Origin of the sequence: Enterobacter sp. 50793107, from assembly GCF_001463365.1 — a bacterium.
In the GTDB taxonomy this organism is placed as follows: domain Bacteria; phylum Pseudomonadota; class Gammaproteobacteria; order Enterobacterales; family Enterobacteriaceae; genus Enterobacter; species Enterobacter cloacae.
Genome location: NZ_LNII01000079.1, coordinates 19463 through 35926 on the forward strand (window position 1 = coordinate 19463; position 16464 = coordinate 35926).

At 52.8% G+C, this 16464-nt stretch carries 18 protein-coding genes; 13 read left to right on the forward strand and 5 right to left on the reverse strand.

All coding sequences use genetic code 11. The features are described 5' to 3' along the window. Positions 1-68 precede the first annotated feature (68 nt). Together APU11_RS11995 and mntR are read right to left on the reverse strand one after the other, a co-directional pair. Positions 69-1178 (reverse strand): anion transporter, encoded by a 1110-nt coding sequence (locus tag APU11_RS11995; protein WP_058650916.1) that lies wholly within the window; start codon positions 1176-1178, stop codon positions 69-71. Further along, complete coding sequence (mntR, locus tag APU11_RS12000; RefSeq protein WP_013097457.1) at positions 1175-1648, reverse strand: manganese-binding transcriptional regulator MntR; 474 nt, start codon at positions 1646-1648, stop codon at positions 1175-1177. The genes APU11_RS11995 and mntR overlap by 4 nt, the downstream gene beginning before the upstream one ends. A gap of 183 nt (positions 1649-1831) precedes the next feature. On the opposite strand from mntR, the gene mntS reads away from it, so the two are divergent. Together mntS and APU11_RS12010 are read left to right on the forward strand one after the other, a co-directional pair. Further along, the gene (mntS, locus tag APU11_RS12005; RefSeq protein ID WP_013097458.1) at positions 1832-1960 is read left to right on the forward strand and encodes a manganase accumulation protein MntS; all 129 of its coding nucleotides are present in this window, start codon (positions 1832-1834) and stop codon (positions 1958-1960) included. A 283-nt stretch (positions 1961-2243) separates the two neighbouring features. After that, positions 2244-3827: a phosphoethanolamine transferase gene (locus tag APU11_RS12010; RefSeq protein ID WP_058650917.1), complete on the forward strand. Its 1584-nt coding sequence runs from the start codon at positions 2244-2246 to the stop codon at positions 3825-3827. Between the two features lie 149 nt (positions 3828-3976). Here the strand turns inward: APU11_RS12010 and ompX are convergent, their stop codons facing one another. Further along, positions 3977-4495: an outer membrane protein OmpX gene (ompX, locus tag APU11_RS12015; RefSeq protein ID WP_013097460.1), complete on the reverse strand. Its 519-nt coding sequence runs from the start codon at positions 4493-4495 to the stop codon at positions 3977-3979. A 354-nt stretch (positions 4496-4849) separates the two neighbouring features. Between ompX and rhtA the strand changes: the two genes are divergently transcribed. From rhtA to ybiO, 6 genes are all read left to right on the forward strand, one after another. Beyond that, positions 4850-5737 carry a threonine/homoserine exporter RhtA gene (gene rhtA / locus APU11_RS12020; RefSeq protein ID WP_058650918.1) on the forward strand — a complete coding sequence of 296 codons (888 nt, stop codon included), beginning with the start codon at positions 4850-4852 and terminating at the stop codon, positions 5735-5737. A gap of 299 nt (positions 5738-6036) precedes the next feature. Then, the gene (dps, locus tag APU11_RS12025) at positions 6037-6540 is read left to right on the forward strand and encodes a DNA starvation/stationary phase protection protein Dps (RefSeq protein ID WP_013097463.1); all 504 of its coding nucleotides are present in this window, start codon (positions 6037-6039) and stop codon (positions 6538-6540) included. A 361-nt stretch (positions 6541-6901) separates the two neighbouring features. Then, complete coding sequence (glnH, locus tag APU11_RS12030) at positions 6902-7645, forward strand: glutamine ABC transporter substrate-binding protein GlnH (RefSeq protein WP_013097464.1); 744 nt, start codon at positions 6902-6904, stop codon at positions 7643-7645. Between the two features lie 93 nt (positions 7646-7738). After that, on the forward strand, positions 7739-8398 hold the full coding sequence (glnP, locus tag APU11_RS12035; RefSeq protein WP_003858462.1) for a glutamine ABC transporter permease GlnP: 660 nt from the start codon (positions 7739-7741) through the stop codon (positions 8396-8398). Further along, positions 8395-9117: a glutamine ABC transporter ATP-binding protein GlnQ gene (gene glnQ, locus APU11_RS12040; protein ID WP_013097465.1), complete on the forward strand. Its 723-nt coding sequence runs from the start codon at positions 8395-8397 to the stop codon at positions 9115-9117. The genes glnP and glnQ overlap by 4 nt, the downstream gene beginning before the upstream one ends. A 129-nt stretch (positions 9118-9246) precedes the next feature. Beyond that, positions 9247-11460: a mechanosensitive channel protein gene (gene ybiO, locus APU11_RS12045; protein WP_058650919.1), complete on the forward strand. Its 2214-nt coding sequence runs from the start codon at positions 9247-9249 to the stop codon at positions 11458-11460. Between the two features lie 45 nt (positions 11461-11505). On the opposite strand, the gene rlmF is transcribed toward ybiO, so the two are convergent. After that, positions 11506-12414: a 23S rRNA (adenine(1618)-N(6))-methyltransferase RlmF gene (rlmF, locus tag APU11_RS12050; protein ID WP_058650920.1), complete on the reverse strand. Its 909-nt coding sequence runs from the start codon at positions 12412-12414 to the stop codon at positions 11506-11508. A gap of 243 nt (positions 12415-12657) precedes the next feature. Here rlmF and mcbA point away from each other — a divergent pair, with 243 nt between their 5' ends. The 3 genes from mcbA to ybiJ all read left to right on the forward strand — a co-directional run bounded on the left by mcbA (position 12658) and on the right by ybiJ (position 13854). Beyond that, positions 12658-12924, forward strand: a complete 267-nt coding sequence (mcbA, locus tag APU11_RS12060; protein WP_013097469.1) for a DUF1471 family periplasmic protein McbA — start codon at positions 12658-12660, stop codon at positions 12922-12924. Between the two features lie 117 nt (positions 12925-13041). Beyond that, positions 13042-13308 carry a DksA/TraR family C4-type zinc finger protein gene (locus tag APU11_RS12065; protein ID WP_013097470.1) on the forward strand — a complete coding sequence of 89 codons (267 nt, stop codon included), beginning with the start codon at positions 13042-13044 and terminating at the stop codon, positions 13306-13308. 285 nt (positions 13309-13593) lie between these two features. Continuing rightward, complete coding sequence (gene ybiJ, locus APU11_RS12070) at positions 13594-13854, forward strand: DUF1471 family protein YbiJ (RefSeq protein WP_013097471.1); 261 nt, start codon at positions 13594-13596, stop codon at positions 13852-13854. A gap of 114 nt (positions 13855-13968) precedes the next feature. Here the strand turns inward: ybiJ and ybiB are convergent, their stop codons facing one another. Beyond that, positions 13969-14931 (reverse strand): DNA-binding protein YbiB, encoded by a 963-nt coding sequence (ybiB, locus tag APU11_RS12075; protein WP_058650921.1) that lies wholly within the window; start codon positions 14929-14931, stop codon positions 13969-13971. 225 nt (positions 14932-15156) lie between these two features. Here ybiB and APU11_RS12080 point away from each other — a divergent pair, with 225 nt between their 5' ends. Further along, positions 15157-15690, forward strand: a complete 534-nt coding sequence (locus tag APU11_RS12080; protein ID WP_029882477.1) for a fimbrial protein — start codon at positions 15157-15159, stop codon at positions 15688-15690. 61 nt (positions 15691-15751) lie between these two features. Beyond that, complete coding sequence (locus APU11_RS12085; RefSeq protein ID WP_058650922.1) at positions 15752-16426, forward strand: molecular chaperone; 675 nt, start codon at positions 15752-15754, stop codon at positions 16424-16426. The last annotated feature ends 38 nt before the right edge of the window (positions 16427-16464 follow it).

The window sequence follows — 16464 nt, forward strand, 5'->3', positions numbered from 1 at the left end:
ACACTATGCCGTTCACTAAAACTAGGACGTTGCTATACGTTTGCCAGGAAAAACTGACAAATTGCGCACTATATGAGAAGGAATAATCCGAAACCGATCGCCGCAGCCCAGAGCAGCATGGGGATCGACCAGAGATGGAAGCGCCACCAGATGCGGCGATCGTTCGCCATCCGCAGGGCAATCAGGTTGGCCAGCGAGCCGGGCAGCAGACCAAACCCGCCGATGTTAACCGCCCAGGCCAGAAGCGAGTCCGGCGGAACGTAGTTGAGCAGTAAAATGGTAGAAGGCACGTTGCTGATGACCTGCGAGAGGCCAATCGCCGTCAGCCACAGCCCCGGTTGCGACAGACCGCTGACGCTATGCAGCACGTGTTGCAGCACCGGGAGCTGGATAAGCAGATGCACGTCGATGAACATCACCATAAAGACCAGCAGCAACGTCCAGTCCACGCTCACCAGCACGCGTCGCGCCAGCACGACAAAACCAGCCGCCACGAGCAGCACACCCGCCAGTTCATACCGCAGCTCCAGCGCAAACAGAAAGACGATATACAGCCCCAGGCAACTCCAGACCAGACGAGGCTGCCACTGCGGGCCGGTTGTGCCGCTGTGGTATTGCAGTTTTTTATCCGGGAAGGCAAACCAGCAGACCGCCAGCAGCGACGCCATCATCACCAGCGCCAGCGGCGCCATCTGCCAGGTAAAGGCGGCGAACGATAACCCTGAACGTCCCCAGAGCAGAATGTTTTGCGGGTTGCCAATAGGGGTTAACAGCGAGCCCGCGTTGACGGCCAGCGCTTCAAAGATGATCAGCCGGCTCACCGGGATCTCGCACAGCTTACGCAGGGTGAGCGTCAGCGGCACGATGATAAACAGCGCCACATCGTTGGTGAGAAAGGTCGACAGCACCGCGGCGGAGAACACCATAAACAGCGACAGCCTGCGTTCGGTGGCAAACCGGCGCACCATTTTGCGCCCCAGCACGTCGAAGTAGCCGCTCAGCTCCACCCCTTTGGTGAGCATCATTAACCCGCTCAGGGTAATGATGGTGCGCCAGTCAATCGCCGCAGGCCAGGCTTGGGGCGCAAACGGCACAAAAAGGCTTAAACCTGCACCAATAATCAATAAGAGATGAAAGAAGCGATCGCGCGTGAGGGCCTGCAGTCCAGGGATTTTCATTCAGCGGAGGAACCATATTTAAGCGTAAACTCACGAAACTTCACCAGCGTCTCTTCGCTGACGTGGTGTTCCATTCCTTCCGCATCCCGACGGGCAATCTCCGGGCTTACGCCCAGCACCAGCAAAAAGTTCTCCACCAGCTGGTGGCGCTCGCGGCTCTCCTGCGCCAGCTTCTCCCCTTCCGGCGTCAGAAAGACGCCGCGCCACGGGATCATTTCGATTAAGCCGACGGAGGCCAGACGTTTTAACATCTTCGCAACGGTTGGCTGCGAAACCCCCAGCCTGGCCGCCATATCAACCTGACGTGCTTCCCCGACCTCGCGAATCAGATCGGAAATCAGCTCAACATAATCATCAATCAGTTCACGTCGGTGGGCTTCACGCACCTGACGAAAACCTTCGACGTGCTCTTCCACATTCACCAGTTGCGTCGTTTTTCTGATTGTTGGCTTACCTGCGCGACGGTTCATTGTACTTCCTCAGTGGGGTGACGCTTCCAGCGCCCGGTATCGAGAGCGCACATTGTAAACCATACCTCTACAAGCACAAAAAATTAACGAAATAGCCATAGCTATACAATATAGCCTGTGCTATATCTGTATGTAATGCAGTCACCCTTCACGGATCGAAGGGATCAAAAATCAGGAGGTCTTATGAACGAATTCAAGAGGTGTATGACCGTGTTTACTCACTCCCCCTTCAGGGTGCGCTTAATGCTGTTGAACATGCTGTGCGATATGTTTAACAACAAGCCACATCAGGACGACAAACCTTCCCACTAAGCGGCGTTGCGGTACGCCGCTTCATTTTGCCGTCATATTCCCGCTGTAAACTGGCCTCCGGCCGCCCTATTCCCGGTTTTTTTTACGGATTTGCAATCCTCTTCGCAAAACATCTGCTTAGCAACGGTTGATATTATTTAGCGCTCGCACTATCTTCTTGCAGCCCTGCACAATTTGCGGCTCGCTGAAGCGGACCCTCATTCCCTCTCCACGCACTGTCAGGCAGGTTATGACCCTTGACGCCAGGGTGAGCACATGGCGTTTTTATGCATGATAGTGACCTATGAATTTAACCCTGATAGACACCGTTGTTACCCGCAGTCGGGCCTTAAGTCCGTGGACGGCATTCTACTTTTTACAATCCTTGCTGATTAACTTTGCGCTGGGTTACCCCTTCAGCCTGCTGTATGCCGTTGCATTTACCTGCATTCTGCATTTGCTGTGGCGTACCGCGCCGCGCGCGCAAAAAACGTTAGTGGGCATCTGCTCCCTGATTGCAGCGCTCTATTTCCCGTTTGGTCAGGCTTACGGTTCGCCAAACTTTAATACCCTGCTGGCGCTGCACTCGACCAACATGGAAGAGTCGACCGAGATCCTGACGATCTTCCCGTGGTACAGCTACGTGGTCGGCCTCTTTATTTTTGCGCTTGGCGTTATAGCGGTGCGTCGTAAACCCGATGAGAAAAAAGCGTGGGGAAAAATAGAGACGCTGTGCCTGGCATTCAGCGTAGTGACCTTCTTTGTCACCCCCGTGCAAAACCTGGCCTGGGGCGGCGTGTTCAAGCTGAAGGATACCGGCTACCCGGTGTTCCGCTTTGTAAAAGACGTTGTCGTCAATAACCAGGAAGTTCTCGACGAGCAGGCGCGCATGGCTGAGCTCTCCAATATGAAAGACACCTGGAACGTGCTGGCGGTGAAGCCGAAGTACCATACCTATGTGGTCGTCATCGGCGAAAGCGCACGCCGCGATGCGATGGGCGCGTTCGGCGGACACTGGGATAACACGCCGTTCGCCAGCTCCGTCAACGGTACCCTGTTTACCGATTATATTGCGGCCAGCGGCTCGACGCAGAAATCGCTCGGCCTGACCCTGAACCGCGTTGTCGACGGCAAACCACAGTATCAGGATAACTTTGTCACGCTGGCAAACCGTGCCGGTTTTCAGACGTGGTGGTTCTCTAATCAGGGGCAAATTGGCGAATACGATACCGCCATTGCCAGCATCGCGAAGCGTGCCGATGAAGTGCAGTTCCTGAAAAACGGGGATTTTGAAGCCGATAAAAATACCAAAGACGAAGCATTGCTCAAGATGACGGCACAGGTTTTTGCCACGCAGCGTACGCAGCCACAGCTGATCGTCCTGCACCTGATGGGTTCGCACCCTCAGGCCTGTGACCGCACGCAGGGGAAATACGCCGAGTTTGTGCAATCTAAAGAGACCTCTTGCTATCTGTACACCATGACGCAAACCGACGAACTGCTCAGCAAGCTGTACGATCAGCTACGTAATACGGGTGAGAGTTTCTCGATGGTTTATTTCTCGGATCACGGGCTGGCGTTTAAAGAGCGCGGTAAAGAGGTGCAGTATCTGGCGCACGACGATAAATTCCAGCAAAACTTCCAGGTACCGTTTATGGTGTTATCGAGTGATGACAAGAAGCATCGTATTATCACCGCGCGCCGCTCGGCCAATGATTTCCTGACGTTCTTCTCGCAGTGGACGGGGATTTCAGCAGAGCAGATCAAAAATGCTTACCCGTTTATCTCAAACAAGAAAGCTCCCCCAGTGTACGTTACCAACTTCAAGTTACAGAAAGTTGACTATAACCATTTGGGTACGGATATTTTCGATATAAAGAGTAAGTAAGCTGTGCGGTCTGATGCCCCCATCCTGGCCCTCTCTCACAGGAGAGGGAAAAAACACTAAAAACGGCAACCCTTGGTTGCCGTTTTGCTTTTACCATGCAAAAAAAAATCCGCCACATGGGCGGATTTTTTACTGGCTCACCGAAGTGATTAGAAGCGGTAACCTACGCCCGCGATCCAGGTGCCAACGTCAACGTTGCGGATACGGCTCTGCTCATAGGAGAAGTCCAGAGCAACGTCTTCGATTGGGTTGAACTGCAGACCCGCGCCATAGGAGAAGCCGTAGTCGCTGTTGCTTGCTGTGCGGTTCAGACCCTGGTTTTCGGTCTGCTGGAATTTACCGTAGCCAACACCTACAACACCGTAGATGCTTGCCCAGTCGTTGATACGGTAAGCTGGACCAGCGGTGATGCCGTAGTACTGGCCTTTGTTGTATGCGCCGTTTTCAGAACGATCTTTCTCGGTGTAGGTGAAAGAACCGATCACGCCCAGTGGGTTGTTATCCTGCTCGTAACGATACTTCAGGTTGAAACCGTTAGCTTTGTTCATTACGCCCTGCATATCGCTCTGAGCGTAACCACCGGTAACAGTGGAAGTAGCAGCTACAGCGGTACCTGCGGAAACAGCCAGTACAGCGGCCAGTGCTGAAAGACATGCAATTTTTTTCATAACCACCTCAAATGTGCTTCAAGTAAATCCGTAAGTTTTAAATATATCAAAAAAATTTGCGAAACTCTTTGTGATTCGTGATGTCTAACGGGACCTTTCCTGTAACAGAACGTTTCCAGCATCAGTTATCTTGTTCAAATCACAAAGGATTTCTGTTGCTAAATACTCATACTGCGCGTCAACGCCGTTACATTCATCCAGATTATTCCTAATCTGACAGGCGATAAAACCAGCAACGCTTATCCATTTTACGGATTTTCCCTGGTTTTTTTTCAACAGTAGCTCAACCGTTGCGCCATATTTCAATTACACTGCGGCTTTTACCCTATTTGACAAAAATTGACAGGAGAAAGGATGCCAGGGATATCCCGCACGTCATCGGTCTGGATGCCGGTTGCTGTAATTCTGATTGCGATGCTGTCCATACAGAGTGGCGCGTCCCTCGCGAAATCGCTCTTTCCACTGGTAGGCGCACCGGGGGTGACTGCCCTGCGTATCGCTTTGGGTACCCTGATCCTCGTGGTCATTTTTAAACCCTGGCGGTTGCGCGTCAAAAAAGAGCAGCGCCTCCCGCTGCTTTTCTACGGGCTGGCGCTGGGGGCCATGAACTATATGTTCTATCTCTCTATCCAGACCATTCCGCTGGGGATTGCCGTCGCGCTGGAATTTACCGGCCCGCTGGCGGTGGCCCTTTTCTCCTCCCGACGGCCTGTCGATTTTATCTGGGTGGTGCTAGCGGTTGTGGGGTTGTGGTTCCTCTTGCCACTGGGCCAGAGCGTCTCTGAAATCGACCTGACGGGTGCCGCGCTGGCTCTGGGCGCCGGAGCCTGCTGGGCGGTGTATATCCTTACGGGTCAGCGCGCTGGCGAAGAGCACGGCCCGGCGACCGTCGCGCTGGGCTCGCTCATTGCCGCCATCATCTTTGTTCCGCTGGGTATGGCTCAGGCGACGGACTCTATCTGGCAGTGGTCAGTAATGCCGGTGGGTTTTGCTGTCGCCATCCTCTCAACGGCTCTGCCTTATTCACTGGAGATGATTGCCCTCACGCGGCTGCCGACGCGCATCTTCGGTACCCTGATGAGCATGGAGCCTGCACTGGCCGCCATCTCCGGTATGGTATTCCTCGGGGAAACCCTCACATTTACCCAGACGCTGGCGCTGTGCTCCATTATTGCGGCGTCGATGGGGTCAACGCTCACCATGCGCCCTGAGCCAAAAGTTGAGAAAGTGGACATCCGCTAATACCGTATATTCTGCATGGCCTCGGTGCCATGCAGAATAAAGGCCAGTTCTGTATTATTTATAATTTCTTACATTCTTCGTCATCGAAAAGTCATATTTCCCTCGCCCTTAATGGTAAATAGAGAATTAAGATTGATCTGTGTCAATTTTAAAAAATACCATACAGTTCAAGCAGTTAATAATTCAACTCCCTTCTTGCTATTAAACCAATAGGCACAGCCAAACCGCAGGGAAAAAATCCGGTGCTATACTTAGTTCCGTAATTACCTGGGACATAAACATCAAGAGGATATGAGATTATGAGTACCGCTAAACTGGTGAAAACGAAAGCGTCTAATCTGCTTTATACCCGTAACGATGTATCGGACAGCGACAAAAAAGCAACGATTGAGTTGCTGAATCGCCAGGTGATCCAGTTCATCGATCTTTCGCTGATCACCAAACAGGCCCACTGGAATATGCGCGGTGCAAACTTTATTGCCGTTCATGAAATGCTGGATGGCTTCCGCACAGCACTGGTCACCCACCTGGACACCATGGCCGAACGCGCCGTGCAGTTAGGCGGTGTGGCGTTGGGTACCACGCAGGTGATTAACAGCAAAACGCCACTGAAAAGCTATCCGCTGGATATTCACACCGTTCAGGATCACCTAAAAGAGCTGGCAGACCGTTATGCGATTGTGGCTAACGACGTGCGTAAAGCGATTAGCCAGGCTAAAGACGAAGATACTGCGGATATCTTCACCGCCGCGTCTCGCGACCTGGATCAATTCCTGTGGTTTATCGAATCTAACATCGAATAATCCATACGAATTTTCTATCAAACCCTCGCCTCCGGTGAGGGTTTTGCACATTTATGGTGCACACTTTTCCACTGAGACGCTGCAAACGTGAAAGAAATGTAATAATCACCTCACACAACCGTTAACGGAAGATTGTTTTTTCATCATTATTTGCGCTAAATATCTCCCCGTCAGTTGAGCCAAACGACGCGCACCAAAACGGTGCTCCACCTTGGTGCAATCAGACATCATTGCCACGTTTATTGTGCAATGCATGACATCCTCCCCTTTGCAAAACAACAGCTTGTAAAGTTGGCACGATTTTTTCATTGTGCCTGTCGTTCTCGCAGGGGATCGCCCCGTGGATATAAAAGGAAATGCTATGAAGTCTGTATTAAAAGTTTCACTGGCTGCACTTACCCTGGCTTTTGCGGTCTCTTCTCAGGCCGCCGATAAACTGGTTGTAGCCACCGACACGGCGTTTGTTCCGTTTGAATTCAAACAGGGTGATAAATACGTTGGTTTTGATGTGGATCTGTGGGCCGCAATCGCAAAAGAACTCAAACTGGATTACACCCTGAAGCCAATGGACTTCAGCGGTATCATCCCGGCACTGCAAACCAAAAACGTAGACCTGGCCCTGGCAGGCATCACCATTACTGATGAGCGTAAAAAAGCGATCGACTTCTCTGACGGCTACTACAAAAGCGGCCTGCTGGTGATGGTCAAAGCTGACAATAACGATGTTAAAAGCGTGAAAGATCTCGACGGTAAAGTGGTGGCGGTGAAGAGCGGCACCGGCTCCGTTGATTACGCGAAAGCGAACATCAAAACCAAAGATCTGCGCCAGTTCCCGAACATCGATAACGCCTATATGGAACTTGGCACCAACCGTGCTGACGCGGTTCTGCACGATACGCCTAACATCCTCTATTTCATCAAAACCGCAGGTAACGGTAAGTTCAAAGCGGTCGGTGAGTCTCTGGAAGCACAGCAGTACGGTATTGCCTTCCCGAAAGGCAGCGACGACCTGCGTACGAAAGTTAACGGCGCGCTGAAAACCCTGAAAGAGAACGGCACGTATAACGAAATCTACAAAAAATGGTTCGGTACCGAGCCTAAATAATTTTACCTGAATTCAGGTTTGTAACGCCCGGTGACGCTCACGCTTACCGGGCCTACGTTTTTCGTTTTTCACCACGGTATACAGGAATACATCATGCAGTTTGACTGGAGCGCCATCTGGCCTGCCATTCCTCTCTTGCTTGAAGGCGCTAAAATGACCCTGTGGATTTCGGTCCTCGGTCTGGTTGGCGGGTTGATTATCGGTCTTGTCGCCGGTTTCGCCCGCACCTACGGTGGCTGGATTGCAAACCACATCGCACTGGTTTTCATCGAAGTGATCCGCGGCACGCCTATTGTCGTACAGGTCATGTTCATCTACTTCGCCCTGCCAATGGCCTTCACCGACCTGCGCATCGACCCGTTCAGCGCCGCCGTCGTGACCATTATGATCAACTCAGGTGCCTACATCGCGGAAATTACGCGCGGTGCGGTGCTGTCGATTCATAAAGGCTTCAGTGAAGCGGGTCTGGCGTTAGGTCTTTCGCGTCGCGAAACCATCCGTCACGTAATTCTGCCTCTGGCGCTGCGCCGCATGCTGCCGCCGCTGGGCAACCAGTGGATCATCAGTATCAAAGACACGTCGCTGTTCATCGTTATTGGCGTTGCTGAACTGACCCGCCAGGGCCAGGAGATCATTGCTGGCAACTTCCGTGCGCTGGAAATCTGGAGTGCGGTAGCCGTTGTCTACCTGATTATCACTCTGGTTCTTAGCTTCGTTCTGCGTCGTCTTGAAAGAAGGATGAAAATCCTGTGATTGAATTTAAAAACGTATCCAAGCACTTTGGTCCAACCCAGGTGCTGCACAATATCGATCTGAGCATCAAACAGGGTGAAGTGGTTGTCATTATCGGGCCCTCTGGCTCCGGTAAATCCACGCTGCTGCGCTGCATCAATAAGCTGGAAGAGATCACCAGTGGCGATCTGATCGTCGATGGTCTGAAGGTGAATGATCCGAAAGTGGACGACCGTCTGATTCGTCAGGAAGCGGGCATGGTGTTCCAGCAGTTTTACCTGTTCCCGCACCTGACGGCGCTGGAAAACGTAATGTTTGGCCCGCTGCGCGTACGCGGTGCCAACAAAGCGGCGGCGGAAGCGCTGGCTAAAGATCTGCTGGCGAAAGTGGGCCTCGCAGAACGTGCTCACCACTACCCTTCTGAACTTTCCGGTGGACAACAGCAGCGTGTGGCTATCGCCCGCGCGCTGGCGGTTAAACCGAAAATGATGCTGTTTGATGAGCCAACCTCCGCACTCGACCCGGAGCTGCGCCACGAGGTGCTGAAAGTCATGCAGGATCTGGCCGAAGAGGGCATGACGATGGTGATCGTGACCCACGAAATCGGCTTCGCCGAGAAAGTGGCGTCCCGCCTTATCTTCATTGATAAAGGCCGTATCGCAGAAGACGGTAACCCGCAGGCGCTGATTGCAAACCCGCCAAGCCAGCGTTTGCAGGAGTTTCTGCAGCACGTCTCCTGATTACCAGACCTCTGAAATGCAAAGCCGGGCATGCCCGGCTTTTTTACGCCAGATTGTTCCCAAAACACGCCCTCCGCTCCCTGCCCTCTATACTTATCATTTTGTTCGACATTTTCACCGGAGGGCACCGTGCCGTGGATCCTGCTGTTGTTGCTTAGCTTGTTTAGTGCGCCATCGATAGCCGTTGCTATCCCCGGCGTCACCACCGGAACGTCCACTGCGCAGCAAAAAACGCCTCCATCGGAACCGGATGCAGAAGAGAAAAAAGCCGCCTACAGTGCCCTTGCCGATGTGCTGGAAAACGACACCTCCCGGCAAGAGTTAGTCGATCAGCTGCGAAAAATTGCCGCCACACCGCCCCAGGAGCCCGTTCCAACCATCACCCCGCCGCCGGTAGAAGAGCAAAAAACGGTGCTGGAAAATGTGACTGAGGTTAGCCGCCACTATGCCGATGCCCTCTCCTCGCGCTTTGCCCAGCTCTATCGCAACCTGATGGGCTCTTCGCACAAGCCCTTTAACCCCCGTACGTTTACCGCGGCTGCCACGCAATTTTTACTGCTGGCGTCCGCCGTCTTCATTTTTTACTGGCTGGTGCGCCTGTGCGCGTGGCCCCTGTACCGAAAAATGGGGCAATGGGGTCGCAAGAAGAATCAGCAGAAAAGCAGCTGGTTGCATCTGCCGCTGATGATCGCCGCCGCGTTTATCATTGATTTACTGCTGCTGGCGCTGACGTTGTTTACAGGGCAATTGCTGGCCGACAGGCTGAATACCGGCAACAAAACTATCGCCTTCCAGCAGGCGCTGTTTCTGAATGCCTTCGCCGTAATTGAGTTCTTTAAGGCGCTGCTGCGGCTGATATTTTGCCCACGCGTGCCGGATCTTCGCCCTTTCACTATTCGGGATAGCAGCGCCAGATACTGGGCGCTGCGTCTGAGCGTGCTCAGCGGGTTGATTGGTTATGGTCTGCTGGTGGCCGTGCCAATTATCTCCAACCAGGTGAACGTCCAGTCTGGTGCGCTGGCGAATGTGCTGATTATGATCTGCATTACCGTCTGGGCGCTCTACCTCATCTTCCGTAACAAAAAGACGATCACCGAGAGCTTGCTGCATCTGGCCGACCGTTCCCTTTCGTTCTTTAGCCTCTTTATTCGCGCTTTTGCCCTGGTGTGGCACTGGCTGGCCAGCACTTACTTCATTGTGCTGTGCTTCTTCTCGCTGTTCGATCCCGGCAACAGCCTGAAATTTATGATGGGTGCCACGTTTAAAAGCCTGGCCATTATTGGCGTCGCGGCCTTTGTTTCCGGCCTGCTCTCTCGCTGGCTATCGAAAACCATTACCTTGTCTGCTCAGGTCCAGCGCAATTACCCGGAGCTGCAAAAACGGGTGAACGGCTGGCTTTCGGTTTCACTGAAGGTGGCGCGCATTCTCACCGTCTGTGTGGCGATTATGCTGCTGCTCAATGCCTGGGGACTGTTCGATTTCTGGAACTGGCTGCACAACGGCGCGGGGGAAAAGACCGTTGATATTTTAATTCGTATCGCGCTGATCCTGTTCTTCTCTGCCGTAGGCTGGACGCTGCTGGCCAGCCTGATTGAGAACCGCCTGGTCTCTGACATTCACGGCAGGCCGCTGCCAAGCGCGCGTGCCCGCACCTTGCTCACCCTGTTCCGCAACGCGCTGGCGGTTATCATCAGTACCATCACGATTATGATTGTGCTTTCGGAAATCGGCGTGAATATCGCGCCACTGCTGGCCGGTGCGGGTGCGCTGGGTCTGGCTATCTCCTTCGGCTCGCAGACGCTGGTGAAGGACATTATCACCGGTATCTTTATTCAGTTTGAAAACGGCATGAACACCGGGGATCTGGTGACCATCGGGCCGCTGACCGGCACCGTTGAGCGAATGTCGATTCGATCCGTCGGCGTGCGCCAGGACACCGGGGCGTACCATATTATTCCGTGGTCATCGATAACCACCTTCGCCAACTTCGTCCGGGGTATTGGCTCGGTGGTGGCAAATTACGATGTCGATCGTCATGAAGATGCCGATAAAGCCAAACAGGCGCTGCGGGATGCGGTAGATGAGATGATGGCCATGGAGGATATTCGCGGCCTGGTGATTGGCGAGCCGTCGTTTGCCGGTATTGTCGGGCTGACCAACACCGCCTTTACCCTGCGCGTGTCGTTCACTACCCAGCCGCTCAAACAGTGGACGGTACGTTTTGCCCTCGACAGCATGGTGAAAAAACACTTTGATATGGCGGATGTGCGTATGCCGGTGCAGACGTATCAGGTGCTGCCGCCGCCTGCCTCGCCGCTCCCTCCGCAGGAGCCGACGCTGTAACCGAGCCGGGTGGCGGCTTCGCCTTACCCGGCTTACGACGGCGTGCTATTTGCGACGTTTGTTATCGTCCGTAAACGTCCAGGCAATAAAGCGGCTCTGTTTTTGTCCCTGCGCCATCTCTTTTTTCACCACCTTCACGGCACCGGCTTCGGTCAGCGCGCGGTAGAGCGGCGGCAGGTTATCGCCGCGCGAAACCAGGGTGGTAAACCATTTCACCTGACGGGCAAACTGTTTACTTTCCGCGATCATGCGCAGGATAAACGCCACCTCGCCCCCTTCGCACCACAGCTCCTGCTGCTGGCCTCCGAAGTTGAGCGCGCCATCTTCAGCCTGACCCAGATTGCGACGCTTACGTTCGCTCCCGGCCCGGGCGGCAGCCGCTGAATCATGGAATGGCGGGTTGCAGAGGGTGGCGTCGTAGTGCTCGTTCTTGTGGATAATGCCGTTGAAAATAGAGGCGGCATCTTTCTGACGGCGTAAGCGAATAGACCGACTTAAGCCAGGATTGGCATTAATGATCGCCTGCGCGCTGGCAAACGCCTCAGCGCCAATTTCGCTCCCGGTAAAGCGCCAGTGATATTCATGCACTCCGATGAGCGGATAAATCAGATTCGCGCCGGTCCCAATATCCAGAACCGTGGCCTGCTGAGGAATAACGCCGCCACGATCGTCAGCCAGAAGATCGGCAAGATAGTGGAGATAATCGGCACGCCCCGGCACGGGCGGGCAGAGAAAGCCTTCCGGGATATCCCAGTGCGTAACGCCGTAAAAATGCGCCAGCAGGGCTTTATTCAGCATTTTTACCGCCTGCGGGTCGGCAAAGTTGACCGAAGGCTCACCGGCTGGGGTCTGCACGATGTAGTCCTGCAGCGGAGGGCAGCTCTGGCATAACGCCTTCATGTCATAGCGGCTGCGGTGGCGATTTCGCGGGTGTAATCCCGGCTTGGAAGTCATGGCATTCTCCTTTAAACAGCGGCGTAAGATACCCTGTGCGGGAGCAACGGTAAATATCTCTCTGCTGTGCGCAAAAAAACGCCATAAATCAGTGACCTTTATGTCGCTGATCTGTCAGCGAATTGTCAATTTATATCGTTCAAAAAATAAGCAGATCATCATCAAATTTTTGCGCTAAATCACACTCGTCAGGCTTCTAAACTTAAAGGGAATCACCTGTTGTTTCCCCCTGAGGATGTGATTATGAAAAAATACCTGACTCTTGTTGTTATCGCTGGCGCGCTGGCGAGTGCGTCATTTTCTGCCATGGCCGTTCAGTCACTGACCGAAAGTACCGATACCAGCCAGCTGCGCCCCGCAGGCACCGTCTCGGTAAGCCGTGCAAGTAACCTTGACGATCTGCAAAACAAGCTGGCCGAAAAAGCGCGCGAAGAAGGTGCGAAAGGCTTCGTGGTGAATTCCGCTGGCGGCGATAACCATATGTATGGCACAGCAACCATCTATAAATAAGTTCCCCTTCCGAGAACCACTGCATCTGGCTGACAGATGCAGTTCTCACCTCCCGTCTTGACTGTACGTTTTTTGACCCCACATTAATAAGATACACACCGAACGTGAGGATAAGCCATGGCTTCCGGATGGGCGAATGATGACGCCGTTAACGAACAGATCAACAGTACCATTGAAGATGCCGTTGCCCGTGCTCGCGGTGAAATTCCGCGCGGGGAAAGTTTAACGGAATGTGAAGAGTGCGGAGAAACGATTCCGGAAGCGCGCCGTAAAGCCATGCCCGGCGTACGGTTATGCGTCTCCTGCCAGCAGAATAAAGATTCAAAGAATAAATCACATTCAGGATATAATCGCAGAGGATCGAAAGACAGCCAGTTACGTTGACTTTCCTTTACCGAAGTTCACCGCGCAAGCGATTTCCTTTACGCTCACGATTTTTTAACAGGCGCGTAGCAAAATGTGCCATGAATCATGCGTCTGTAAACCGGAGCGACAAGAACTGTAAATTGCCCTTCTGAATTTATTAATATTCAATAAGTTATTTGTCATTCAATTTTTTTGAGCAACCACGTCAATTCTCTTCGATTTTATCTGCCAAAAAAAAACGTGATACTTATCACATCGACGGAACATCGTCCCCTTAACAGAAAAACCTGCGAGAGATTAATTATGAAAACCATCAAATATGCTGTTGCTGCTGTTGCCCTGTCCGCTCTGTCTTTTGGCGCTTTCGCTGTAGAGCCCGTTTCTTCTGCTCAGGCACAGAACATGAATAAAGTAGGTGTGGTGAGTGCTGATGGCGCAACCACGCTGGACGGTCTGGAAGCCAAACTGGCTGAGAAAGCGGCAGCGGCCGGTGCAAGCGGATACACCATTACCTCCGCTAACGGCAATAACAAGCTGAGCGGTACCGCGGTTATCTACAAATAATCGACTGAATTAATGCTCCACCCTCACCATACCCTCTGGTGAGCTGCTCCAACCCTCATTGACCCTGTTGTTACCCTTGCTTGCCCGTCCGCCACTGGACGGGCTTTTTTTTGCCTAAAACGCCTGTTCCACACGGGCCAACCCCGCCTGGACATACTCCACTTCTCCGGTTGCCAGCAGGCAGCAGGCCATTTGCAGCTTAAGGGCGTGCGGAACAGGGACATTGCCGGCCAGACACTGCTCAATCCAGTGCGCAGTCGTGTGCGGATCTTTTGCCTCCGGCAACACCACATCCACATTCTCTTCACCCCGCTCCAGCACGGGTCGCGTGCCGGCGGCATCAATCAGCACCAGCTGCGGGCAGCGCTGCGGATTGGCATAAACTTCCCCTTCGGTGCCGTGCATCAGCAGCGCCCTGCCGCCGATATCTTCAAAGAACTTGCCCACCCGCGTGACATACTCCGGGTGCGATACGCTGGAGAGGCGCAGGGCATCCGCTTCACCAAACGGCGTCGCCAGTTTCGCCAGGGTGTGCGCACTGTTGCGCACGCCCATGCGCCAGCGCATATCCAGCTGTTTTTCCAGCGGTGGACAGAGCGCCTTAACCGGAATAAAGACCGGCTGATGACCATCCAGCTTTGCCTGTGCCTGTCCAGCGTGCAGGGTCGGCTCGATACCTAACATGCCAAAAATGGTCTCCGTCAGGACGCGAGTCGGATCTTCGCTAACGCCATGAACAACCACCGGGAACCCGAGCTTATGCAGCAGAATAGCCAGCAGCGGCGTCAGATTCGCCTGTTTGCGCGCGCCGTTGTAGGTAGGGATGACAATCGGCATCGGTCTGGCTACCGGTGGCGTTAAGCGCAGCGTTTGCGCCTGCATCGCGTCATAGAAACCGCGCATCTCCGCTTCGCCTTCACCTTTAATGCGTAGCGCAATCAGGATACCGCCCATCTCCAGATCGGGCACGTCGCCGTTAAGCATATGGGTATACAGCGCACGGGCCGTTTCCTGATCCAGGTCGCGGGCATGATTTTTTCCCCGCCCTACCTCTTTGATAATTTTACGATAGTCCACGACATCTCTCCTTGCGGCTCTTTGCAGATACTATAGCCCTGATAAATGCCTGGCGGGTAATCATTTTCCTTTCTCTCCCGACACCCGAACAAACGCCCTTCGAGAGTAAAAATGGTCTGAAGATAAATTGAACGAAAAATAGTTCTCAGCGATAGTTCATGCCGAATTAATCAGCCACGTGATGATTAATACCTGAAGTGCCATACTTTCATTCAGAGGATTTAAATGAAAAAAATGATTATTGCGGGGATCGCCGCCGGGATGGCGTGTGCTTCCGTTTCTGTATTTGCGTCCAGTGGTGAAGGTCAAATTAATTTCACAGGTGAGATTATTGATTCTGCATGTACTGTGGTAAACGGTTTAAGCAATCCGCTTAATGTTTCATTAGGTAAGGTGTCTAAATCTGCATTTACCGGAAGTGGTTCGACGACCTCGACAACCCGCTTTAGTATTCAGTTAAAAGATTGTCCTGAAACGGTTACCAGCGCCTCGGTGACATTCGGCGGGACACCTGACAGTAACAACAAAGATATTCTTGCTGTGACATCAGGAACCGGTTCGGCGTCAGGAGTGGGTGTTCAGTTGCTGGATAAAACAGAAAATCCACTGAGTTTATATACGGCCTCTGCTGCATATACGCTCACGCCTGGTACCACAACAAACGATCTGCAGTTTGGTGCACGTTATATCCAGACCGGAGGAACGGTGTCTGCCGGACTGGCGAATGCCGCGTCTACCTTCACTATCGTTTACAACTAATAAAACAGATATTAGCTACCCCAGTGGCTAATATCTGTTATTGCTTTATTACGGTGTCACTATGCGAAAATATCTTCTGGCCTCCTCTTTTTTATTTATTGCCTCCGTTGCCCATGCGGGTATTACCATTGGCGGCACGCGCGTGGTCTACCCAGAAAGTAAAAAAGAATCCTCTATTGGGATCACCAACCCGGACAATCTCGATTATCTGGTGCAGTCATGGGTCGAGACGGAAGATAACGCACGTGAGAAAGCACCGTTTCTGATCACGCCGCCGCTGTTTCGCCTTGATGCGAAGCAAGAGAACGTTCTGCGCATCATCAGAACCGGGGGAAACTTACCTGCCGATCGCGAATCGCTGTTCTGGCTGAATATTAAATCCATCCCCTCTTCTGCGCGCAATGAGAGCGTTAATACGCTGCAGATTGCGATTAAAACCCGCATTAAGCTGCTTTATCGCCCGTCAGGAATTACCGGTAAACCGGAAGATGTTGCCACGCAATTATCCTGGCACACCCGGGGAAACCAGCTGATTGTCGAAAACCCCACGCCGTTTTATATGAATTTCCAGGAAATAACGCTCGACGGTAAAAAAGTTGATAAAGCCACCTATGCTGGCCCAAAAAGTGAAACCCATTTCACGACACCAGGAAATATTACAGCACACACCGTGAACTGGAAAATCATCAATGATTACGGCGGTATTAGCCAGTCCTATAGCGCACAGATTAAATAACGTCTGGAATAGCGAAAATTATTATGAGCTGGGACTAC